26 protein-coding genes are annotated in these 21,939 nt (G+C 62.9%); 18 read left to right on the forward strand and 8 right to left on the reverse strand.

The annotated features are described in order from the left end of the window. Positions 1–111 precede the first annotated feature (111 nt). The gene (locus tag ACGYKA_RS09850) at positions 112–798 is read left to right on the forward strand and encodes a M48 family metallopeptidase (RefSeq protein WP_067264558.1); all 687 of its coding nucleotides are present in this window, start codon (positions 112–114) and stop codon (positions 796–798) included. Here the strand turns inward: ACGYKA_RS09850 and ACGYKA_RS09855 are convergent. Together ACGYKA_RS09855 and ACGYKA_RS09860 are read right to left on the reverse strand one after the other, a co-directional pair. After that, positions 795–1,916 (reverse strand): aminodeoxychorismate synthase component I, encoded by a 1,122-nt coding sequence (locus tag ACGYKA_RS09855; protein WP_271688394.1) that lies wholly within the window; start codon positions 1,914–1,916, stop codon positions 795–797. The genes ACGYKA_RS09850 and ACGYKA_RS09855 overlap by 4 nt on opposite strands. Before the next feature lie 8 nt (positions 1,917–1,924). Continuing rightward, positions 1,925–2,218 carry a Dabb family protein gene (locus ACGYKA_RS09860; RefSeq protein ID WP_271688393.1) on the reverse strand — a complete coding sequence of 98 codons (294 nt, stop codon included), beginning with the start codon at positions 2,216–2,218 and terminating at the stop codon, positions 1,925–1,927. Positions 2,219–2,344: 126 nt separating this feature from the next. Between ACGYKA_RS09860 and ACGYKA_RS09865 the strand changes: the two genes are divergently transcribed. Beyond that, the gene (locus ACGYKA_RS09865) at positions 2,345–2,995 is read left to right on the forward strand and encodes a GntR family transcriptional regulator (RefSeq protein ID WP_067264652.1); all 651 of its coding nucleotides are present in this window, start codon (positions 2,345–2,347) and stop codon (positions 2,993–2,995) included. A 177-nt stretch (positions 2,996–3,172) separates the two neighbouring features. Next, on the forward strand, positions 3,173–3,619 hold the full coding sequence (locus ACGYKA_RS09870; RefSeq protein ID WP_271688392.1) for a GNAT family N-acetyltransferase: 447 nt from the start codon (positions 3,173–3,175) through the stop codon (positions 3,617–3,619). Here ACGYKA_RS09870 and ACGYKA_RS09875 read toward each other — a convergent pair. Then, positions 3,616–4,578 carry an acetyl-CoA carboxylase carboxyltransferase subunit alpha gene (locus tag ACGYKA_RS09875; protein ID WP_271688391.1) on the reverse strand — a complete coding sequence of 321 codons (963 nt, stop codon included), beginning with the start codon at positions 4,576–4,578 and terminating at the stop codon, positions 3,616–3,618. The genes ACGYKA_RS09870 and ACGYKA_RS09875 overlap by 4 nt on opposite strands. A 158-nt stretch (positions 4,579–4,736) precedes the next feature. Further along, positions 4,737–5,696 carry an L-malyl-CoA/beta-methylmalyl-CoA lyase gene (locus ACGYKA_RS09880; RefSeq protein WP_394412182.1) on the reverse strand — a complete coding sequence of 320 codons (960 nt, stop codon included), beginning with the start codon at positions 5,694–5,696 and terminating at the stop codon, positions 4,737–4,739. Between the two features lie 257 nt (positions 5,697–5,953). Between ACGYKA_RS09880 and dgcN the strand changes: the two genes are divergently transcribed. Genes dgcN through ACGYKA_RS09895 form a run of 3 tightly spaced genes read left to right on the forward strand, consistent with a single transcriptional unit; the run spans position 5,954 to position 8,786 of the window. Then, entirely contained in the window at positions 5,954–6,955 is a 1,002-nt protein-coding gene (gene dgcN, locus ACGYKA_RS09885; RefSeq protein ID WP_067264538.1) for an N-acetyltransferase DgcN, read from the forward strand. Positions 6,956–6,957: 2 nt separating this feature from the next. Next, positions 6,958–7,923, forward strand: a complete 966-nt coding sequence (dgcA, locus tag ACGYKA_RS09890) for an N-acetyl-D-Glu racemase DgcA (protein WP_394412185.1) — start codon at positions 6,958–6,960, stop codon at positions 7,921–7,923. Positions 7,924–7,925: 2 nt separating this feature from the next. Next, a complete protein-coding gene (locus ACGYKA_RS09895; protein ID WP_394412188.1) occupies positions 7,926–8,786 on the forward strand; it encodes a D-amino-acid transaminase in 861 nt (286 codons plus the stop codon). 3 nt (positions 8,787–8,789) lie between these two features. Here the strand turns inward: ACGYKA_RS09895 and ACGYKA_RS09900 are convergent, their stop codons facing one another. After that, on the reverse strand, positions 8,790–9,233 hold the full coding sequence (locus ACGYKA_RS09900; RefSeq protein WP_394412191.1) for a DMT family transporter: 444 nt from the start codon (positions 9,231–9,233) through the stop codon (positions 8,790–8,792). Positions 9,234–9,339: 106 nt separating this feature from the next. Here ACGYKA_RS09900 and ACGYKA_RS09905 point away from each other — a divergent pair, with 106 nt between their 5' ends. Continuing rightward, positions 9,340–9,798 carry a MaoC family dehydratase gene (locus tag ACGYKA_RS09905; RefSeq protein WP_394412194.1) on the forward strand — a complete coding sequence of 153 codons (459 nt, stop codon included), beginning with the start codon at positions 9,340–9,342 and terminating at the stop codon, positions 9,796–9,798. A gap of 87 nt (positions 9,799–9,885) precedes the next feature. Here ACGYKA_RS09905 and ACGYKA_RS09910 read toward each other — a convergent pair whose 3' ends face one another. Continuing rightward, positions 9,886–10,197 carry a DUF1244 domain-containing protein gene (locus tag ACGYKA_RS09910; protein WP_067264526.1) on the reverse strand — a complete coding sequence of 104 codons (312 nt, stop codon included), beginning with the start codon at positions 10,195–10,197 and terminating at the stop codon, positions 9,886–9,888. Between the two features lie 152 nt (positions 10,198–10,349). Here ACGYKA_RS09910 and pyk point away from each other — a divergent pair, with 152 nt between their 5' ends. The 5 genes from pyk to ACGYKA_RS09935 all read left to right on the forward strand — a co-directional run bounded on the left by pyk (position 10,350) and on the right by ACGYKA_RS09935 (position 14,206). Then, positions 10,350–11,795 carry a pyruvate kinase gene (gene pyk / locus ACGYKA_RS09915; RefSeq protein ID WP_271692464.1) on the forward strand — a complete coding sequence of 482 codons (1,446 nt, stop codon included), beginning with the start codon at positions 10,350–10,352 and terminating at the stop codon, positions 11,793–11,795. A gap of 26 nt (positions 11,796–11,821) precedes the next feature. Then, entirely contained in the window at positions 11,822–12,046 is a 225-nt protein-coding gene (locus tag ACGYKA_RS09920) for a hypothetical protein (protein ID WP_067264509.1), read from the forward strand. A 126-nt stretch (positions 12,047–12,172) separates the two neighbouring features. Then, on the forward strand, positions 12,173–12,373 hold the full coding sequence (rpmI, locus tag ACGYKA_RS09925) for a 50S ribosomal protein L35 (RefSeq protein ID WP_067264506.1): 201 nt from the start codon (positions 12,173–12,175) through the stop codon (positions 12,371–12,373). 15 nt (positions 12,374–12,388) lie between these two features. Then, positions 12,389–12,754, forward strand: coding sequence for a 50S ribosomal protein L20 (rplT, locus tag ACGYKA_RS09930; RefSeq protein WP_067264504.1), 366 nt, complete (start codon positions 12,389–12,391; stop codon positions 12,752–12,754). 255 nt (positions 12,755–13,009) lie between these two features. Further along, positions 13,010–14,206: a Hint domain-containing protein gene (locus ACGYKA_RS09935; RefSeq protein WP_394412197.1), complete on the forward strand. Its 1,197-nt coding sequence runs from the start codon at positions 13,010–13,012 to the stop codon at positions 14,204–14,206. Here ACGYKA_RS09935 and ACGYKA_RS09940 read toward each other — a convergent pair. After that, positions 14,195–14,407: a hypothetical protein gene (locus tag ACGYKA_RS09940; protein ID WP_394412200.1), complete on the reverse strand. Its 213-nt coding sequence runs from the start codon at positions 14,405–14,407 to the stop codon at positions 14,195–14,197. The genes ACGYKA_RS09935 and ACGYKA_RS09940 overlap by 12 nt on opposite strands. Positions 14,408–14,501: 94 nt before the next feature. Continuing rightward, positions 14,502–15,176 (reverse strand): type 1 glutamine amidotransferase domain-containing protein, encoded by a 675-nt coding sequence (locus tag ACGYKA_RS09945; RefSeq protein ID WP_394412203.1) that lies wholly within the window; start codon positions 15,174–15,176, stop codon positions 14,502–14,504. Between the two features lie 172 nt (positions 15,177–15,348). On the opposite strand from ACGYKA_RS09945, the gene pheS reads away from it, so the two are divergent. From pheS to mscL, 6 genes are all read left to right on the forward strand, one after another. Continuing rightward, on the forward strand, positions 15,349–16,422 hold the full coding sequence (gene pheS / locus ACGYKA_RS09950) for a phenylalanine--tRNA ligase subunit alpha (RefSeq protein ID WP_394417339.1): 1,074 nt from the start codon (positions 15,349–15,351) through the stop codon (positions 16,420–16,422). 41 nt (positions 16,423–16,463) lie between these two features. Then, a complete protein-coding gene (locus tag ACGYKA_RS09955; RefSeq protein WP_271688380.1) occupies positions 16,464–17,153 on the forward strand; it encodes a hypothetical protein in 690 nt (229 codons plus the stop codon). A gap of 1 nt (position 17,154) precedes the next feature. Continuing rightward, positions 17,155–19,551 (forward strand): phenylalanine--tRNA ligase subunit beta, encoded by a 2,397-nt coding sequence (gene pheT, locus ACGYKA_RS09960; protein ID WP_394412208.1) that lies wholly within the window; start codon positions 17,155–17,157, stop codon positions 19,549–19,551. A 20-nt stretch (positions 19,552–19,571) separates the two neighbouring features. After that, a complete protein-coding gene (locus ACGYKA_RS09965; RefSeq protein WP_394412211.1) occupies positions 19,572–20,015 on the forward strand; it encodes a YtoQ family protein in 444 nt (147 codons plus the stop codon). A 313-nt stretch (positions 20,016–20,328) separates the two neighbouring features. Beyond that, complete coding sequence (locus ACGYKA_RS09970) at positions 20,329–21,324, forward strand: histidine kinase dimerization/phosphoacceptor domain -containing protein (RefSeq protein ID WP_276154395.1); 996 nt, start codon at positions 20,329–20,331, stop codon at positions 21,322–21,324. Between the two features lie 122 nt (positions 21,325–21,446). Then, a complete protein-coding gene (mscL, locus tag ACGYKA_RS09975) occupies positions 21,447–21,878 on the forward strand; it encodes a large conductance mechanosensitive channel protein MscL (RefSeq protein WP_209216569.1) in 432 nt (143 codons plus the stop codon). Positions 21,879–21,939 lie beyond the last annotated feature (61 nt).

Here is a 21,939-nt window from a genome sequence, read left to right on the forward strand (position 1 = left end):
GAAACACCCCTTTATAATATTGCTGTTGCGTGTAGATGATTCCGGCCAAGTGCCATATGAGGGGGGCACTGTCAAAGGCTTTGGCCTCTATCTAGGGACGTTGCTCCGGTAATGAAAGACCCTGTGCTGCCCGGCAACCCGCCGATTCCGCTGATCCTTCGCCGTTCGGCGCGCGCGCGGCGCATCTCACTGCGCATCTCGCAACTGGACGGGCGGGTGACCCTGACGATGCCGAAACGGCTGGCGGAGCGTGAGGCGCTGGCCTTTGCCGAAAGCAAGCAAGACTGGATTCGCCAACACCTCGCCGCGCGGGGCGAGGATGTGATCGTGGCCCCGGGGGCAGAGCTTCCGGTGGGCGGCAAGCTGCTGCGGGTGCGCGGGGGGCAGGGGAGGGGTGTGCGGATCGGCCCCGAAGAGATCCTCGTGCCCGGCCCAGAGGAGAGCCTGGGCAAACGTCTGGCCGCACACCTGCGCGAGGTGGCGCGCGACCGCCTCGCCGGGGCTTGCGACGATTATGCCGCGCTCCTGGGCAAGCCCTATGCCCGCATCACCCTGCGCGATACGCGCTCCCGCTGGGGGTCATGTTCCAGCGACGGGGCGCTGATGTTCTCTTGGCGGCTGATCATGACCCCGCCCGAGGTGCTGGACTATGTCGCCGCCCATGAAGTCGCGCATCTGGCGCAGATGAACCATTCCCCCGCCTTCTGGGCCGAGGTTACGCGGATCTACGGCGATTATCAGGCGCCGCGCCAATGGCTGCGCGACCATGGCGGCGGGCTGCACCGCTATCGATTCTAGGCCAGCGTGGCGAAACGCGCCTTCAGCAGCGCTTCGGCATATTCATCCTCGGCCGTGCTGTCATGCACCACGCCGCCGCCCACGTTCAGCCGTAGCCGCCCCTCTGGGTGACAGGTCGCCGTGCGGATCGCCACGTTGAACTGCATCGCACCCGTGGGGGCGATCCAGCCCACCGCCCCGCAATAGGCATCGCGCGGGGCCGGCTCCAAAGCGCGCAGGATCTGCATCGCGCGGATCTTGGGGGCCCCGGTGATCGAGCCGCAGGGAAAGAGCGCGTGAAAAAGGTCGGTCAACCGCTTTCCCGGCAAGACCTGCGCCGTGATGCGCGAGGTCATCTGATGCAGGGTCTCATAGGTCTCGATCTCGAACAGTTTCGGCACCTCGACACTGCCCACCTCGGCGATCCGGCTGATGTCGTTGCGCAAAAGGTCCACGATCATCAGGTTCTCGGCCATGTTCTTTTCCGAGGCCGCAAGGTCATCCCGCAGCTTCGCGTCCTCCGCAGCATCCCGCCCCCGCCGCGCCGTGCCCTTCATCGGGCGGGCGGTGAGCTGCCCCTCGGCGGTGAGCGCGAAAAACAACTCCGGCGAGCGTGACAAAAGCACAGGGCCGCCAAGATCGACGAAAGCCCCATGGGCCACGCTTTGCCGCTGGCGCAGCCGGGCATAAAGCGCCTCTGGCGTCCCGGTAAAGCGCCCCTCCATCCCAAAGGTCAGATTGGCCTGATAGATGTCCCCCGCGCTGATGAAGTCCTGCACTTCAGCAAAGGCGGCCTGATACTGCGCGAAATCCCAATCCGACGTGAGCGCCGACAGGCTGGCATCACCCGCATCTTCGGCAAAACCATAAGCCTCAGGCGCATCAAAAACGCCGAAGCGCAGCAGGGGCAGCCCGCGCGCCGCGGGCATCAACGCACGCAGCTTGTGCGATCCAAGATAGCCCAACTCATAACTTGCATAGCCTGCCAACCACGCGCCGCTTTCCTGCGCAGCTTCAAGTGCTGCAAAGGCCGCAGGCACCTCAGCCGGGGTATCGGCACTGATGATCTGCCGCGGCGCGGTGAAGGCCGTGCCGTACCCCAGCGGGCCAGTGTCGAAAAGAACGCGCGGGCCAGCCATAGCGCGCCTTAAAAGTCCGCAGGCACGCGCATATCGCGCAGTGGCCGCACGATATCGATGGATTCCTGGTAGAGCGGATGCGCCTTATAGGCGGCCAGCGCCTCGGCATCCGGGAATTCGGCATAGACGACCACATCCACATCCCCCGACAGCGCATCAACACGGGTGTTCTCGCAGATCTCGAAAGTCGTCGAATGCGGAATGTCGGCCAGTTTCCAAAGCCCCGCCACGATCGTCGGAATGTCCTTGGGGTCCTTGGCCGAGAAAAAGACCACATGACGGATGAAGTTTCGTTTGGTCACGGCGCGTCTCCTTAAGGCAGTTTGACCTCCGATAAATCGCCGCAAGGCTCGCGACAACGGGTGATCGCGTCTTGGCTGCAAAATGCCGCGCTTGACGGGTGGCTGGTTTGTGATCACAACCGCATCATGAACCTGACCCCACGCCCTGTCGAGGCCACGCCGCTGGCCCATGATCGTGTCTACCGCCGCCTGCGCGCGCGGATCATGCATGGCGATTTGCCGCCCGGCCACGCGCTGACCCTGCGCGGCATCGGCAAGGAATATGAGGTCTCGATGACCCCGGCCCGCGAAGCGGTGCGGCGGCTGGCGGCAGAGGGGGCGCTGACCATGTCGACCTCCGGACGCATCTCCACCCCCGAGCTCAGCAATGAGCGGATCGAGGAATTGGCCGCCCTCCGCGCGCTCTTGGAGGTCGAGCTTGCCTCTCGCGCCCTGCCACGCGCCCATATGGCGCTGATCGAGCGGATGCAGACGATCAACACCAATATTGCCGAGGCCGTGGCCCACCGCGATGCGGTCAGCTACATCCGCACCAATCTCGAATTCCACCGCACGCTCTACCTGCGTGCCCAAGCGCCCGCTATGCTCGCCATGGCAGAAACGGTCTGGCTGCAACTCGGCCCCACCATGCGCGCGCTCTATGGCCGCCTGCGCCGGACCGAGCCGCCGCATTTTCACCGTCTGATCATCGCGGCCCTGCGCGCGGGCGATGAGCCGGGGCTGCGGCTGGCGGTGCGTTCGGATGTGACACAAGGTCTGCGCATGCTGGCCAGCTGATCCCGCCCATGGCTTGACAGTAGGGGAGCAGCAGCGCATCAAAGGCATATGGAAAAGACCAGCTTCACATCTGTCTATTACCCCCGCTCCTGATCGGCGCGGCACTCATTCCCATATGCACAAGCCGCCACAGCGCGGCTTATCCTGTCTCCCTGTGGCCTCACAGAAAGAGACGACATGCCCCCCATTCGACCCGCCGCGAAATCCGACCTGCCGATGGTGCTCGATCTGGCCCACGCGCTGGCCGCCTACCACGGCGACACCGCCACCGTGACGCGCGCCGCGCTGGAACGTGACTGCTTCGGCCCCACACCCTGGGTGACCCTTCTGGTGGCCGAAGGCGCCACCGGCCTACATGGCTATGCCGCGCTCTGCCCGCAGATGCAGTTGCAATTCGGCGCAAGAGGGATGGACCTGCACCATCTCTTCGTCTGCGACACGGCCCGCGGTCGCGGCATTGGCCGCGCGCTGGTCAAGGCGGCGCTGGACCACGCCCAGAGCCAAGGATGCAGCTATGTCACTGTGGGCACGGATACAAAAAACCGGCGCGCGCAGGGGTTCTACCGCGCCGCCGGTTTCGACCAAATCACGCCTGATCCGCGTTTTCGGCGGCGGCTGGCTTAGGCCGCCAGCCCCTTGCGCCCCATCTCAAGGAACTTGGTCCGGCGTTCCTGAACCAGCGTCTTGCCGTCCTTGCCGTCAAGCTCCTTGAACATCGCTTCAATCGACTTGCCCACGGCCGTGATCGATTCTTCGGCATGGCGATGCGCACCCCCCATCGGCTCAGGGATGATCTGGTCGATCACGCCAAGCGTCTTGAGCTCATCGGCTGTCAGACGCATCTGCTCGGCGGCCTCGCGCATCTTCTCGCTGTCTTTCCACAGGATCGACGCACAGCCTTCGGGCGTGATCACGGAGTAAACCGAATGCTCCAACATCGCGACACGGTTCGCCGTAGCGAATGCCACCGCCCCGCCTGAGCCGCCTTCGCCCACAATCACGCTGACCAAAGGCACGCCGATCTGCAGGCATTTCTCCGTCGAACGGGCAATCGCCTCGGACTGGCCGCGTTCTTCGGCACCCTTGCCGGGATAGGCGCCGGGCGTGTCGACGATGGTAACCACCGGCAGGTTGAACTTATCCGCCAGTTCCATCAACCGCACCGCCTTGCGATAGCCCTCAGGCCGCGCCATGCCGAAATTGCGCTCGATCCGGCTCTTGGTGTCATTGCCCTTCTCATGGCCAATCACCACCACCGGCGTATCGTTGAATCGCGCCAGCCCGCCCATGACGGCCAGATCATCGGCAAAGTTCCGATCCCCCGCCAAAGGCGTGAACTCGGTGAACAGCGCCTCGATATAATCCTTGCAATGGGGCCGCTCCGGATGGCGCGCCACCTGACATTTCCGCCAAGGCGTCAGAGAGCCATAAAGGTCTTCGAGCATCCCGGCGGCTTTCTTATCCAGCGCGCGGGCCTCATCGGTGATGTCCATCTCTTCATTGGACCGGGCCAACGCCCGCAGCTCTTCCGCCTTGCCTTCAATCTCGGCCAGGGGTTTTTCGAAATCCAGATATTGGGTCATTGCATGCTCCGGCTTGTTGCCTGTGTATATGGAGCGCCGCGCGCCGGTTTGCAACGCGGGTTTGCAAGGCAGGCAAGCCCACGCCCCTCCCTCTTCATCCTTTTTCAAATACCCTCGGGGGTCCGGGGGCAGGGCCCCCGGCGGCTTGCCAAAAGCGCTCAGCCCCCGGCGATCATCTCGGACTGGCGCACGATCACCTCCGCCTGTTTGATGCTGGCGATGTCCACCAAACGCCCCTTATAAACGGTGGCCCCTTCGCCCTTGGCCTTGGCCTCTTCCATCGCCGCGAGGATTTCGCGCGCCTCGGCCACAGCCTCTTCCGACGGGGTGAACACCTCGTTGCTTAGCGCCACCTGCTTGGGGTGGATCGCCCATTTGCCGACCATGCCCAGCGTGGCCGAGCGGCGCGCCTGTGCGCGAAAACCCTCGTCGTCCGAGAAATCGCCAAAAGGCCCGTCGACGGGGAGCACGCCATGGGTGCGGCAGGCGGCGACGATGGCGGCCTGCGCCCAGTGCCACGGGTCCGACCAATGCTTCTGCTCGCCGCGCTGCATGTAGTAGTTTTCCTGCGTGCCGCCGATCCCGGTGGTTTGCATGCCCATGGAGGCCGCGAAATCGGCCGCCCCCAGCGACATGGCCTGCAAGCGCGGGGAGGAGGCCGCGATCTCTTCCACATGGGCAATGCCGGCAGCGGATTCGATAATGACTTCAAAGCTGATCTTTTTCTCGCGCCCCTTGGCGGTCTCCACCGCCGTCACCAGCGCATCGACGGCATAGACATCCGCCGCACAGCCGACCTTCGGAATCATGATCTGATCAAGGCGCGGCCCGGCCTGCTCAAGCAGCTCCACCACGTCACGATACCAATAGGGCGTGTCCAGCCCGTTGATCCGCACCGAAAGCGACTTGTTGCCCCAGTCGATCTCGGAAATCGCCTTGATGATATTGGCGCGCGCGCTGTCCTTGTCCGAAGGTGCCACGCTGTCTTCAAGGTCGAGGTTGATCACATCGGCATCCGACGCTGCCATCTTTTCAAAGATCGCCGGGCGGGAGCCGGGGCCGAACAATTGGCAGCGGTTCGGGCGGGCAGGGGCGGCAGGCTGAATGCGGAAGCTCATGGGGCACCTATGGGTAATATTGTTTCATCGCGTGTCTTCATTCTGGTATGAAATTGCGTCGCCAATCGCAAGGAGGTTTTCGCAGTTGCAGCATTTCGAAAGGCCCGCCCTTCGACGAAAGGCGCGCACGAATTTTGCGCAGCCAGCGGTAATTTGCGGGAAATGCTGCGCATTTGCATGCAGACGCGTCGACAACGCCACGCACTTGCGTATTCTCGCGCGCAATATGCGGACAAATTCAATGCCGGAGGCTTGCCATGATCAAAACCCCCTATCTGCTCTTTCTGGGCGACGCGCCTGACTCTCTGTCCGCCAAGGTCGCCCAAGGCATCAAGGATTGGCGGCCCGACAACGCGGTCGGCCAGTTCCGCATGGAGGGCTGCAAGGCCGATCTCGGTCTGCAAGACATGACGCTGGCCGAAGCGCGTGAGGCGGGGGCCGAGACATTGGTCATCGGTGTCGCCAACCGTGGCGGTAAAATCAGCGCGGCATGGAAAGAGGTGCTGATTGAGGCGCTGAACATGGGCTTCGACATCGCCTCGGGCCTGCACAACCTGCTGCGCAACGAAGCCGATCTGGTGGCGGCTGCCGAGGCCAACGGCACCACATTGCATGACGTGCGCGTGCCCAGCGTCGAATACCCCATCGCCGACGGCAAGAAGCGCAGCGGCAAGCGGGTTCTGGCCGTCGGCACCGATTGCTCGGTCGGGAAAATGTACACCGCCCTCGCGCTGGACGAGGCGATGCGCGAAAAGGGCATGAAAAGCACCTTCCGCGCCACCGGCCAGACCGGCATCCTGATCACCGGCGAAGGCGTGCCGCTGGATGCCGTGATCGCCGATTTCATGGCCGGGTCGGTGGAATATCTCACCCCCGCCAATGACGATGACCATTGGGACATCATCGAAGGGCAGGGCAGCCTGTTCCACGTCTCTTATTCCGGGGTGACCATGGCGCTGATCCACGGCGGCCAGCCCGACGCGCTGATCCTGTGCCATGAGCCGACCCGGACCCATATGCGCGGCCTGCCGGAATACAGCCTGCCCAGTCTCGAAGCGGTGCGCGACATGGCGCTGACGCTGGCGCAGGTGCCGAACCCAGACTGCAAAGTCGTCGGTATCTCGGTCAACACCTACCATATGTCCGAGGCCGAGGCGGATGCCTATCTGGCCGAGGTTGAGGAGCGTCTTGGCCTGCCTGCGGTTGATCCTTTCCGCCAAGGGGCGGCGCGACTGGCCGATGCGCTGGCGGCGCTGTGACCATGCAGATCGACGTTACCGCAGATACGTTCAAACTGGCGCAGGTCTTTACCATCAGCCGCGGCTCGCGGACCGAAGCCAAGGTGCTGACCGTCCGCGTGACCGAAGGCGGCGTGACCGGCTGGGGCGAATGCGTGCCCTACGCGCGCTATGACGAGACCCTCGAATCGGTCACGGCTGAGATCAACGGCCTGCCGGGTAATATCACCCGCCAAGCGCTCTATGATCTGCTGCCTGCGGGGGCTGCACGCAACGCGGTCGACTGCGCGCTATGGGATCTAGAGGCCAAACGCGCCGGCAAGCGGGTGTGGGAGTTGGCCGGGCTGACCGCGCCGGGGCCAGAGATCACGGCCTATACCCTTTCGCTGGACGAACCCGAGGCAATGCGCGCGCAGGCGGCGAAACACAGCTACCGGCCACTGCTGAAGATCAAGCTCGGCACGCCCGATGACATGCCGCGGCTCGAAGCGGTGCGCGCCGGGGCGCCCGATGCCACGATCATCATCGACGCCAATGAGGGCTGGTCGGCTGAGGTCTATGCCGACCTCGCCCCGCATCTGCTCCGTCTTGGGGTGGCGCTGGTCGAACAGCCTCTGCCCGCTGGCGAAGACGACGCGCTTTTGGGGATGGACCGCCCCGTGCCCGTCTGCGCGGATGAAAGCTGCCATGACCGCGCCAGCCTGCCGGGCCTCAAGGGCAAATACGATGTGGTAAATATCAAACTCGACAAGACCGGCGGGCTGACCGAGGCGCTGGCGCTGCGCGATGCAGCGCGGGCCGAGGGGTTCGAGGTCATGGTGGGCTGCATGGTTGGCTCGTCGCTGGCGATGGCACCCGCGACGCTGGTCGCCCAAGGCGCGAAGGTGGTGGACCTTGACGGCCCGCTGCTTCTGGCCGAAGACCGCGACAATGCTTTGAAATTCGACGGCGCGGGCGTGCATCCCCCCGCCGCAGCGCTCTGGGGGTGACCATGCGAACTGTCTATGTAAACGGCGAATACCTGCCCGAGGATCAGGCCAAGATCTCGATCTTTGACCGGGGTTTCCTGATGGCCGATGGGGTCTATGAGGTGACCAGCGTGCTGGATGGCAAGCTCATCGCCTTTGACGGCCATGCCGAGCGTCTGACCCGCTCGATGAACGAGCTTGACATGCGCGCGCCTGCGACGACCGAAGAACTGCTGGAAATCCACCGCGAGTTGGTGCGTCTCAACGATATCAAAGACGGGTTGATCTATCTTCAGGTCACGCGCGGGTCGGATGGCGACCGTGATTTCGCCTTCCCCGACCCCGAGACCACCGCGCCCTCGCTGGTGTTGTTCACCCAATCCAAGCCGGGGTTGGCCGACAACCCCGCCGCCCGTGACGGCATCCGCGTGATCAGCATCGAAGACATCCGTTGGGGCCGCCGCGATATCAAAACGGTGCAGCTGCTCTACCCGTCGATGGGCAAGATGATGGCCAAGAAAGCCGGTGTCGAAGACGCTTGGATGGTCGAAGACGGTTTCGTGACCGAAGGCACGTCGAACAACGCTTATATCGTCAAGGACGGTAAGATCGTGACGCGCGAGACCTCGAACGACATTCTGCATGGCATCACCCGCAAGGCGGTGCTGGAACTGGCCCGCGAAGCGCAGATGCAGGTGGAAGAGCGCAATTTCACCATTGAAGAGGCGCAGCAGGCGGATGAGGCGTTCGTGACCTCGGCCAGCGCCTTTGTCACCCCGGTCATTGAGATCGACGGGGCCAAGATCGGCGGCGGCGCGCCGGGCAAGCTCGCACCCCGTTTGCGTGAAATCTATCTCGAAGAGATGCGCAAAACCGCGATCTGAGGTTTAGAACCGCGATAAAACCAGCCCCGCCGCCACCAGCGCGGCGGCGGCGATGCGGGTGGGGGTGATGGCCTGCACCGACAACCCCAAAAGCCCCGTGGCATCGATCACCAGCGCCGCGCTCAACTGGCCGAGGATCAGCGCCGAGATCACTGTCAGCGCCCCCAGCGTCGGGATCGCCCAAAGCACCGACCAGACGTAGAAGGCCCCCAACACCCCGCCCAGCAGCAAAACGGGCGAGGCCGAGGCCGCGCGGGGCAGGGCGCTCAACTCGCCCCGCAGCAGCAAGACCCCCAACAGGATCGCAAAGCCGATGCCAAAGGACACCGCCGCCGCAGCGACGCCGCTGCCGATGTTGCGCCCCAAGGCGGCATTGATCGGGGTTTGCAGGGCCACGGCGGCCCCGGCGATGGCGACGGTGATAAGGGCGAGGATGGGGGTGTTCATGGCGGCTCCGCTCTGTTTGGCCCCAGCATGAGAGATGTCCCGCCGGGTGCAAGGGCTTTCGCAGCGAGCGCCCGCGCGGCTAGACTGGCGCAAAGAGGAGGCCGCGATGCGCAGAGAGATTGACCGGGCAGAGATGGAAGCCGCCGTGGGCCGTGAGTTGGGCGTCTCGCCGTGGTTCATGATGGATCAGGCGCGGATCGACGCTTTTGCCGATGTGACCGAGGACCACCAGTTCATCCATGTCGACCCGCTCCGCGCGGCCAAGACGGATTTCGGCGGCACCGTGGCCCATGGGATGCTCACCCTGTCGATGATGTCGGGCATGGCTTACGGTGCGCTGCCGGTGGTGGCGGGAGCGAAGGCGTCGATCAACTACGGGTTCGACAGCGTGCGCTTCGTGGCACCTGTGCATTCCGGCAAGCGGATTCGGGGAAGGTTCAGGCTGGCCGATGCGCAAAGGCGGGGGCGGGGTGACCTGATGACCCGCTTTGCCGCAACGGTAGAGATCGAAGGGGCCGCGCGGCCTGCGCTCAAGGCGGATTGGCTTGTACTCTATCAGTTCTAGGCGAAGCGCTTTCAGCGCGCTTGGCCAAGGCAAAGGCGGGTGCTCAGGGATGCGCGCCCGCTTTGTGGCTTCATTCAAGCGGGTTGCTCAACCCTTTCCGACATTCTCTTCAAAGGCCGTTTTGAATGCCTCTTTCTGGCTGTCGTTCGCATCGGTCTGATAGTTGGCTTTCCATTCGTCCATCGTCATCCCGTAGAACAACTCGCGCGCCTCGTCCTTGCCCATCTCGATCCCGCGTTCGTTGGCGGCCTCTTGATACCAGCGCGACAGGCAGTTGCGGCAAAAACCGGCGAGGTTCATCATGTCGATGTTCTGCACATCCGTCCGATCTTCCATCAGGTGTTTCTGCAACCGGCGAAAGGCGGCGGCTTGCAGTTCGATCTCTTGTTGGCTGGGCATGACAGCTTCCTTCTCATATCACTGGACGGGACCGCGATGGACCGTCATTCTGATGAAACCTTTGACAGGCACTCATGGGGGCGCTAGGCCACTGGATAGGCAATGTTATCGTTAACATTCGCTCTGGGGACATAGGACACGAAGGAACAGATATGAGACGTTTGCGCAATGTAAAGATCGTGGCCACGCTTGGGCCAGCCTCCGAAACCCGAGAGGTGATCGCGGCATTGCACAACGCCGGGGCGGATGTTTTCCGCCTGAACATGAGCCACGGAAGCCACGAAGAGATCCGGGAAAAACACCGGATCATCCGCGATATTGAGAAAGAGACCGGCGGCGCGATCGGCATTCTGGCGGACCTTCAGGGGCCGAAACTGCGGGTCGGCGTGTTCGAGGGCGATGGGCCAACCTTGGAAGAGGGGGCGTCTTTCCGGCTCGACCTTGATGAAACGCCGGGCGATGCGACCCGCGTCTGCCTGCCCCATCCTGAGATTTTCGCAGCCCTGGAGCCCGGCGCGAGCCTGTTGGTCAATGATGGCAAAATCCGCCTCAAGGTGCGCGACTGCGGCCCGGATTTCGCCGATTGCGAAGTGGTGACGGGCGGTGTCATCTCAAACCGCAAGGGCGTGAACGTGCCCGATGTGCTGCTGCCGCTGGCCGCGCTTTCCGAGAAAGACCGCGCCGATCTGGAGTTCGTCTGTGAATTGGGGGTCGACTGGCTCGCCCTCAGCTTTGTCCAGCGGCCCGAGGATGTGACCGAGGCGCGCGATCTGGTCAGAGGCCGGGCGGCGGTGCTGTCGAAGATCGAGAAGCCTGCGGCGGTGGAGCGGTTCGAAGCGATCTTGGATGTCAGCGACGGCATCATGGTGGCGCGGGGTGATCTGGGCGTGGAACTGCCGGTGCAGAATGTGCCGCCGATCCAGAAACGTCTGGTGCGCAAATGCCGCGCGGCGGCCAAGCCGGTGATCGTGGCGACACAGATGCTCGAATCGATGATCGAAAGCCCGATGCCGACCCGCGCCGAAGTCTCGGACGTGGCCACCGCGATCTATGAGGGTGCCGACGCCGTGATGCTGAGCGCCGAATCCGCCGCCGGGGATTACCCGCTACAGGCCGTGGCGACGATGGACAACGTGGCCCAAGAGGTCGAAGCCGATGCGACCTATACGCAGATCATCGAATCCTCGCGCACGGCGGATCGCACCACCGTGGCTGATGGCATCGTCGCCGCCGCGCGTGAGATTGCCGAGACGACGGACATCAAGGCGATCTGCTGCTTTACCCAATCGGGCACCACCGCCCTGCTGACCGCCCGTGAACGACCCCGCGTGCCGATCATCGCCCTGTCGCCGCTGGTCAACACCGCGCGCCGTCTGGCGCTGAGCTGGGGCACGAATTGCATCATCACCGATGGGCATGACCGGTTTAAACTGGCCGTGCTGAGCGCCGCGCGGGCCGCCTTGTCAGAGGGGTATGCCGGGCCGGAGGATCATATCGTCGTCACCGCCGGTGTGCCCTTCAACGTGCCGGGCAGCACCAATATTCTGCGCGTCGCGCCCTGTGACGAACGTTTGATTTACGCCTCCGATCCAGAGTAGCCTTTCCCTGGATAGGGGGATGTTGCGTGGACTCTGACTTGGCAATGGTGGTGGGCATCGTTCTGGCGGTGCTGTCGATCCCCTCGATCCTGTCCGCGGTGACCGACCGTCGGTCGCCGCGCGCCTCGGCCATCACGATCTTGATCGCGGGCGGGCTGATCGTCTTTGCGCTGCGCGAAAACCCGGGGCGCTATTCCTTTGAGAACCTGCCGGAGGTCTTCGTCTCGGTCGCGGCGGACTTCTTGCCCTGAGGGGCTGCGCGAAACCTCTTGCATCCCTGACCGACCGCGCCTATACGGCGCATCTTAGCCTGCACGACCGGCCTCAAGTGGCATGCCGAGTCGTGTTTATACCGAACTCAAAAGACGGAGACGGAAATGCCCAAGATGAAGACGAAATCGAGCGCCAAGAAACGCTTCAAGGTCTCGGCGACCGGCAAGGTCATCGCCAGCCAAGCCGGCAAACAGCACGGCATGATCAAGCGGACCAACAAGTTCATCCGTAACGCACGCGGCACGACAACACTGTCGGAAGCCGATGCAAAGATCGTCAAGGGCTTCATGCCCTACGCCCGCTGATTAAGGAGAGCCGAGATGTCCCGAGTTAAAGGTGGTACAGTCACCCACGCGCGTCACAAGAAGATCATCAAAGCCGCGAAAGGCTACTATGGTCGGCGCAAGAACGTCTTCAAGGTCGCCACGCAGGCGGTCGACAAGGCCAACCAATATGCAACGCGTGACCGCAAGAACCGCAAGCGCAACTTCCGCGCGCTGTGGATCCAGCGGATCAACGCCGCCGTGCGCAGCCACGACGAAGCGCTGACATACAGCCGCTTCATCAACGGTCTGACGCTGGCCGGCATCGAAGTGGACCGCAAGGTTCTGGCCGATCTGGCCGTGCACGAGCCCGAAGCCTTCGGTGCGATCGTCAAGCAAGCGCAGGACGCGCTGGCGGCCTAAGCCAAGATTGCTTTGAATTTGCGAAAGCCCTGCCGGATGGCGGGGCTTTTTGCGTTTGGGGGATCTGCGTTTCGGGCCGTCGTGCGGGCCTTGCCACAATCTTGCCCCGATAATCCCTTGCCACGGCCTTGCCTGCTCCTCACCCCCCATGGACAATCTGCCCCAACGACAGGTCACTGTGCAGCCTATCTGCACCGGTGTCGCAGCAATTGGCGCTGTTCGTCGGCAAGTTATTTGTAAAAGGTGGGGACGTTTATGCCCGGAATTGTAGTCAATAGGTTGGACGAAGACCCGCATGAGACGGTCTACGGCATTCGCGACGATACCAGTTCGCGCGGCGTCGATCTTGAGGGCGCGCGGATCACGCTGACCTATGCCGATGGCTCGGTCGAGACGCTGACGTGGCATGCGACGGATCCCTATACGAATGGCGCGGCGGTGGGCGAGGATACGCAGATGTCCTTTGGCTATGACTGGCACCATCTGGAGACGACCAAACCGCTCGCCACGATGGAGATTGACCTCCAGCCCGCCAGTTCCGTCTTCGACACCACCACCACGCCGGACGACGATCCCAATGGCGGCTCGACCCCCACTTCGCTTGAGGGGTTTCCCTTTCGCGTGGAGTCCGGCTCGCGGGATTTGGCCGGTGATCTTGAGGTGACCTATTCCGGCATTGTCAATCTGGCGGGCAGCCCGGCTGCGGGGGATCTTTTCACCACCATGACCGTCGATTTCTCAGACCTGCCCGAGGGCGGGTTACTGGGCAATTTGGCGTGGAAATCCGACATCGACACGATGCGCGAAGAGGGCGATCTGGTCTCGACCGGTGTGGCCTGTTTCGCGCGCGGCACGCTGATCACCACCGAAGCGGGCGATCTCCCGGTCGAGGCTTTGGCCCCCGGCGTGCGTGTGCTGACCCAAGGCCACGGCTATCAGGAACTCGTCGCGGCGCTGCGCCGTTCGGTCGGGGCGGGGGAGTTGGCGAAGAACCCCAAGCTCTACCCCATTCGGATCAGTGCCGGAGCCTTGGGCGCGGGGCTGCCCAAGCGTGACCTCATGGTCTCAAGGCAGCATCGCATGGTCGCGCGTTCAGGCATCGTCAAGCGGATCTGCGGCGCGATGGCGGTGCTCGTCGCCGCGATCCGGTTGACCGAACTGCCGGGGGTGCATGTGGATGAGGGCGTCTCACAGGTGGAGTATTTCCACTTGGTCTTTGAAAAGCACCAGATCGTCTATGCAGAAGGCGCGCCGAGCGAGAGTTTCTTGCTGAATGCCGAAACGGTGAAAACCCTCGGTCAGGCGCAGCGCAAGGAGTTCGCGACGCTCTTCCCCGCCTTGGTTGAGAGCGACGGCTTCGGCACCCCCGCGCATCAGATCCCAGCGGGGCCCGTGCAAAAGCGATTGGTCGCAAAGCACAAGAAAAATGGCCGCGCTCTGCTATCGGTTTAGGGTGTCGGGGTCATAGGGATTGTGGCTGGCGGCGGATAGATTGATCCCGTCCTGTGCCGCGCGATGCGCAATCGCCTCTTCGCTGCGGTTCAGTTGCACCGCGATCACGCTGGTCGCCGTGCCCTCTGCCGCAAGAATGCGAAGCTGTTTGAGGTCTTCGGCGCTCCATGGGGCGCCGGTGCTGCGGTCATAATCTGCCATGTCGGAGGTTCCTTTCACTGGCAAAACACGGCGCGGCCTGTGGCGGTTCCTCCCATGGGGAGAGGGGGCGCGGTCTTGCGCCCCCCACCTGCCGTCACTTCAAAAGCGCCAGCATCTCTTTCGCCGCTTCCTCGGAAGAGGCGGGGTTCTGGCCGGTGACCAGCTTGCCGTCGACCAGCACATAGGACGCCCAATCGCCGCCCTTGCTGTAGTCGCCGCCGTTTTCCTTCAGCATGTCTTCGACCAAGAAGGGCACCACATCGGTCAGGCCAACGCCCTCTTCCTCGGTGTTGGTAAAACCGGTGACGCGCTTGCCGGAAACCAGCGGCTTGCCGTCGGCTTGGGTGTCCTTGAACACGGCGGGCGCGTGGCAGACAGCGCCAACGGGGCGGCCCGTGGCCCAGAAGGTTTCGATCAGGCGTTTGCTGTCGGCGTCATTGGCCAGATCCCACAGGGGGCCATGGCCGCCGGGGTAGAAGATCGCATCGAAACCATCGGCGTCCACATCGCCCAGCACTCTGGTCGAGGCCAGCGCCTGCTGCGCGGCAGCGTCGTCTTTGAACCGGCGGGTGGCGTCGGTCTGCGCGTCTTCGCTGTCGCTGTTGGGGTCAAGCGGCGGCTGCCCGCCTTTGGGCGAGGCGAGGGTCACATCGGCGCCCGCGTCCTTGAAGACGTAATAGGGTGCGGCGAATTCCTCGAGCCAGAAGCCGGTCTTGTTGCCGGTGTCGCCCAATTCGTCATGCGATGTCAGAACCATCAGAATTTTCATAGGTCTCTCCTTTCGGGGGAGGTTGGGCGCGCCGCTGAAGCAGGGCGCGCCGAGGGGATGCGGCCTAACGCTTTGCAGAGGTGGTGGTTCCCCCATGGCGCCACAACCCCTACGGCTTGCATTCGAGGGGCGAGAGGGCTAGCAGGACGGGGTATTATTCCAAGGGCCTGTCATGGACGATCTGAAGCAAAAGTACCTGAGCCAAATCGCCAATGCTGGCGACGAATCCGCGCTGGAAGACATCCGGCTGGCCGCCGTGGGCAAAAAGGGCGAAGTGGCGCTGAAAATGCGCGAGCTTGGCAAGATGACCCCCGAAGAGCGGCAGGTCGCTGGCCCCGCGCTGAACGCGCTGAAGGATGAGATCAACTCGGCCCTCGCCGCCAAGAAGGCCGGCCTTGCCGATGCCGCGCTGGACGAGCGCCTGCGCAGCGAATGGCTCGACGTGACCCTGCCCGTGCGGCACCAGCGTCAAGGCAGCATCCACCCGGTGAGCCAGGTCACCGAGGAGCTGACCGCGATCTTTGCCGAGATGGGTTTCTCGGTCGCCGAAGGCCCGCGCATCGACACCGATTGGTACAACTTCGACGCGCTGAACATCCCCGGCCACCACCCCGCGCGGGCCGAGATGGACACCTTCTATATGCACCGGGCTGAGGGGGACGAACGCGCCCCCCATGTGCTGCGCACCCATACTTCCCCGGTGCAGATCCGCACGATGGAGGCCGAAGGCGCGCCCCTGCGCATCATCTGCCCCGGCGGTGTGTATCGTGCGGACTACGACCAGACCCACACGCCGATGTTCCATCAGGTCGAAGGGCTGGCGATCGACAAGGATCTGTCGATGGCGAACCTGAAATGGGTGCTGGAAGAGTTCTTCTCGGCCTTCTTTGAGATCGACGGCATCAAGACCCGCTTCCGCGCCTCGCACTTCCCCTTCACCGAGCCTTCGGCTGAGGTCGACATCCAGTGTTCCTGGGTCGACGGCCAGTTGCGCATTGGCGAGGGCGACGGCTGGATGGAGGTGCTGGGCTCCGGCATGGTGCACCCCAAGGTGCTCGCCGCGGGCGGGATCGACCCGAATGAGTGGCAGGGCTTTGCCTTCGGCATGGGGATCGACCGGATCGCGATGTTGAAATACGGGATTCCGGATCTGCGGGCGTTTTTTGATTCAGACCTGCGCTGGCTGCGGCATTATGGGTTTGCGAGCTTGGATCAGCCGAATTTGCATGGTGGGTTGTCGCGGTGAGTATCTGCGAAATTTTCTTGGGTTGGCCTCCAGCAGTTCAGTTGGGTTTGACCGTCTTGGCAGGTGCCGGATGTTCAGCTGCAATTGTACAGGGCCGAATAATTTATGGAAAGAACAAGGCCAAAAAAGACGGATTTCGCGCACTTAAGGATCGGCTTGATGATTATGCACTGATGCAAAACATGAACCCGACTGATCATGGCGATAATTTCATGCACGGTCGGCTGCCCATACGGTCTTCAAGGCCAATTCTTAGCCCGGGTTCGCATAAAATCTTGTTAGGTGTGCTGAAAAAGATTGAAGCTAAAAATGCTGTAGCCATGGGGGTCGTATTCCTCTTATTAGGAGGGATGTGGTCAATTGCGGGAGACGTAAGAGACTACGATCCATGGTTGTCATTCGCCTTTGCCGCAATCATTGGTTTCTTAGTTGGTCCCCTGTTTGCGGGTCTCGACGGAGTTGGGCACCTAGGGCAGTCACACTACCTCAAACTCGAGAAGGAAAACCGCAAGAGAGAACCTCGACCAGAATGGTATATGGCGCAGAAAATGCAACACCGCTTGATGTTGGACTTGGTGGCTAAAGAGTACGGGTTTCAGGCAAAGATTTTTTCTATTGCCCTCGCCGTTTTTGCCGTGATTGCTTTGGTGATTTTTTCATTTTCAGCGGAATCAAAAGAAAAACGGCCATTGTTGACGATAGAGGTCAGCTTCGAAAGCGAGGACGCATAGCATGAAATTCACCCTCTCCTGGCTCAAGGACCATCTCGACACCACGGCGTCGATTGATGAGATCACCTATGCCCTGACCGACCTCGGCCTCGAAGTCGAAGGCGTCGAGAACCCGGCGGCGAAGCTTGCTGACTTTACCCTCGGCTATGTGCAATCGGCGGAAAAACACCCCGATGCCGACCGGCTGAACGTCTGTCAGGTCGAAACCGACGAAGGCGTCATGCAGATCATCTGCGGCGCGCCGAACGCCCGGGCGGGGATCACCGTCGTCGTGGCCAAGCCGGGCGTCTATGTGCCGGGGATCGACACGACCATCGGCGTCGGCAAAATTCGCGGTGTCGAGAGCTTCGGCATGATGGCCTCCGAACGCGAGATGGAGTTGAGCGAAGAGCACGACGGCATCATCGAATTGCCCTCGGGCAAGCCCGGTGACCGTTTCATCGACTGGCTGGCCGAGAATGACCCGGCGAAGGTCGACCCGGTGATCGAGATTGCCATCACTCCGAACCGGCCTGACGCGCTCGGCGTGCGCGGCATCGCACGCGACCTCGCCGCGCGGGGTCTGGGCAAGCTGAAGCCGCGCGATTGCGATGCGGTCGAGGGCAGCTTTGCCTCGCCGATCAGCGTCAGCATTGATGACGACACGCTGGACGGCTGCCCGGTGTTCTATGGCCGCTTGATTAAAGGCGTGAAGAACGGCCCCAGCCCGCAGTGGCTGCAGGACCGGCTCCGCGCCATCGGGCTGCGCCCGATCTCGTTCCTCGTCGACGTGACCAACTTCTTCACCTTCGACCGCAACCGCCCGCTGCATGTCTTCGACGCCGACAAGGTCGCGGGCAACCTGCGCGTGCACCGCGCCAAGGGCGGCGAGGAGATCGCGGCGCTCGACGAGAAGACCTACACCCTGCAAGAGGGCCAGATGGCCATCTCCGACGACAGCGGCGTGGAAAGCATCGCGGGCATCATGGGCGGCGAGGCGACCGGCGTGACCGAGGAGACCGTGAACGTCTTTGTCGAGAGCGCCTATTGGGACCCGGTTCAGATCGCCTATGCGGGCCGCGCGCTGAAGATCAATTCGGACGCGCGCTACCGGTTCGAGCGCGGCGTCGACCCGGCCTTCACCCCCGAGGGGCTTGAGCATGCCACGCGGATGATCCTCGATCACGCGGGCGGTGAGGCCTCCGAGGTCGTGGTCGCGGGGCAGGTGCCGGACCCGTCGCGCGCCTACAAGCTCGATACCGCGCGGGTGCAGTCGCTCGTCGGCATGACGATCCCTGAGAGTGACCAGCGTGAGACGCTGACCGCGCTCGGCTTCCAGCTCGACGGCGACATGGCGCAGGTGCCAAGCTGGCGCCCGGACGTGCAGGGCGAGGCCGATCTGGTCGAGGAAGTCGCGCGTATCGCCTCGCTGACGCAGCTCGAAGGCAAGCCCCTGCCGCGCCTGACCACGGGCGTGCCGCGCCCGGTGCTCTCTCCCATGCAGCGCCGCGTGGTGACCGCCCGGCGCACGGCGGCGGCGCTCGGCTACAACGAATGCGTGAGCTACAGCTTCATCGATCAAGCCTCGGCGGCGCTCTTTGGGGGCGGCACCGATGCGACGCGGCTGGAGAACCCGATTTCATCGGACATGAGCCACATGCGGCCCGACCTGCTGCCGGGCCTCTTGCAGGCCGCGGCGCGCAATCAGGCGCGCGGCTTTGCCGACATGGCGCTGTTCGAGGTTGGCCCCGCCTTCTCCGGCGGGGAGCCGGGTGAAGAGCAGGTCATGGTTTCCGGCCTTCTGGTTGGCCGCACCGGCCCACGCGACGTGCATGGCGCCGCGCGTGCGGTGGATGTCTATGACGTGAAGGCCGATGCCGAGGCGGTGCTGGCCGCCATCGGCGCGCCCGCCAAGGTGCAGATCATGCGCGGGGCTGATGAATGGTGGCACCCGGGCCGTCACGGCAAGATCTGCCTCGGCCCCAAGAAGGTGCTCGGTGTCTTCGGCGAGGTGCATCCGCGCGTTCTGGCCGCGATGGACGTGAAAGGCCCGGCGATGGCCTTCACCCTCTACCCCGCCGAAGTCCCGCTGCCGCGCAAATCCGGCGCCACGCGCCCAGCATTGCAGATCAGCGACCTGCAGGCGGTCGAGCGTGACTTCGCTTTTGTCGTCGATGCCGATGTCGAGGCGCTGGCGCTGGTCAATGCCGCTAAGGGCGCCGACAAGACCCTGATCGAAGATGTCCGCGTTTTCGACGAGTTCATCGGCGGCAGCCTTGGCGAAGGCAAGAAATCCCTCGCCATCACCGTGCGCCTGCAACCCAGCGACAAGACGCTGAAGGATGCAGACATCGAAGCCGTGGGTGCTAAGGTGGTCGAAAAGGTGACCAAGGCCACCGGCGGCGTGCTGCGCGGCTGAACCAAGGAAGGACGGAAACGATGAAAGTCTACCTCTCCGGTGAAATTCACACCGATTGGCGCGAACAGATCACCGAAGGGGCCAAGGGTCTCGACGTGACCTTTACCGCACCCGTCACCGACCACGCCGCCAGCGACGATTGCGGCGTGGCGATCCTCGGCGCGGAGGACGACAAGTTCTGGCATGACCGTAAGGGCGCACAGATCAACGCGATCCGCACCCGCAAGGCGATTGCCGAGGCGGATGTCGTCGTGGTGCGTTTCGGTGACCAGTACAAGCAGTGGAACGCGGCCTTCGATGCGGGCTATGCCGCAGCGCTTGGTAAATCGCTGATCATCTTGCACGGCCCCGACCACGCCCATGCGCTGAAAGAGGTCGACGCGGCGGCGCTCGCCGTGGCCTCCGAGCCTGCGCAGGTGGTGGAGATTCTGCGCTATGTCTTGGCCGGTACGCTGCCGGGGTGACGCGGCAGCGGGGCTAGCCGCGTTAAGATTGAACATCTATCAAGGGTTTAAGCGCGAATCGATTCGGTAGTATGCTGGACGCCGCTGCTTTGCGGACTAAACCTTCACTAGCTGGAGGTTCATCAGCCGTGATCTGCCCCCCGAAAGGCAGGCCATATCCGACCCCCGCTGTCGTGCCATAGTCGCGCGGCGGGTTAACTTTGGAAGGAGAAGGTCCATTTTAGCCGACACGCCCGCAGAGCAGGACGAGCGTCTAGAGACGCTCTATTCCTATGATGTTCTTGATACCGAAGCCGAAGCGGATTTCGACGATATTGTCGAGCTTGCGTCCAAAATCTGCGAAACGCCCGTCTCTCTGATCAGTCTGGTGGATGAAAAGCGCCAATGGTTCAAGGCGCGCGTCGGGTTCGAGCCGCATGAGACGGCCCTTGATCAATCGGTCTGCTCTCATGCCATTCTCGACGAGGGCTATACCGAGATTGCGGATATGGGGGCGGATCCGCGCACCTCGGACAATCCGCTCTATGTTGGCGACCCTCGGGTGAAATTCTATGCCGGTGCCAATCTTGTCGCGCCGAACGGCCAGCCGATTGGCACGCTTTGCGTGCTAGATACCAAGCCGCGGACCTTGAACGATTTCCAGCGCCAAGCGCTGCAAACCCTGTCGCGCCATGTGATGATGCAGTTGGAATTGCGCAAGAAGATCCGCATCGAAGCGGCGCTGCGCGCCGAGATGGACCACCGGGTGAAGAACTCGTTCCAGACCATCGCCTCATTGCTGCGCATGGCGACGCGCAAGGTGCAAGACCCCGACGCCAAGGATGTGCTTGCCCTTGTCGAGCGTCGTTTCGGCGCGGTGGCATCGCTGCACAGCGAGTTGATGGGGCAGGGTGGCCGAAGCAAGGTGCAAACCACCTCCTACCTCGAACAGCTGAATAAGCTCCTCGCTGCCAGCGCGCCGGACCACGTTACCATCTTTTGCGCGGCTGAGCCGGGCGAGTTGCAGGCCGTGCAGGCCTCAGCCCTCGGCATGATCGTGAGCGAATTCGTGGCCAATTCGATCAAACACGCCTTCGCCGGGGACCGGGCGGGGGAGATCAAAATCTCCCTACGGCGGCAGGAGGGGGCCGAGGGCTGGCTTTTGGAGTGCCGCGACAATGGCTGCGGCCATGCCGGTGCCGTCTCGGGGGCCGATAGCACGGGGCTGGGGCGGATGTTGATGGCCACGGCAGCCGAGCAGTTGAACGGGCGTCTGACGACCGATTTCAGCCCCGAGGGCGCGCTTTTGCGGGTCTGTTTTCGGGATTGAACGGGCGCGGGCCGTAAAACGCGCGATTTATCGTAAAACTTTATTGACCGTTCTATGTGCCAGTCCGCACTATCGACCGTGATGGCGGGGTTATCGGCGCGCCTTAGAATAGGGACAGAACTGTGATTCAAGAATTCAAGGATTTCATCGCCAAGGGCAATGTCATGGACATGGCCGTTGGTATCATCATCGGCGCGGCCTTCACGGCGATCGTGTCGTCACTGGTGGCGGACCTGATCAACCCGATCATCGGGCTTTTCACCGGCGGGGTGGATTTCACCAATAACTATGCCGTGCTGTCGGGCGATGTGCCCGCGACGGCTTCGTTAGAGCAGGCGCGGGAGGCGGGGGCGTCGGTCTTTGCCTATGGCTCGTTCCTGATGGCCGTGATCAACTTTTTCATCATCGCCTTCGTGGTCTTCATCTTGGTGAAGATGGTGAACCGGGTGAAGGCGGCTGCGGAAAAGCCGGATGAGGTGGCGCCAGAGGTCAAGACCGGCCCATCGCAGCTCGATGTATTGCTGGAAATTCGGGACGCTTTGAAGACGCGCTGAGCGCTGCTTTTGGAATGGAAAGGCCCGCCAATCTGGCGGGCCTTTTGTTTGGCCGCTGACG

Source organism: Sulfitobacter sp. 1A15106, from assembly GCF_043556995.1.
Lineage (GTDB): Bacteria > Pseudomonadota > Alphaproteobacteria > Rhodobacterales > Rhodobacteraceae > Sulfitobacter > Sulfitobacter faviae.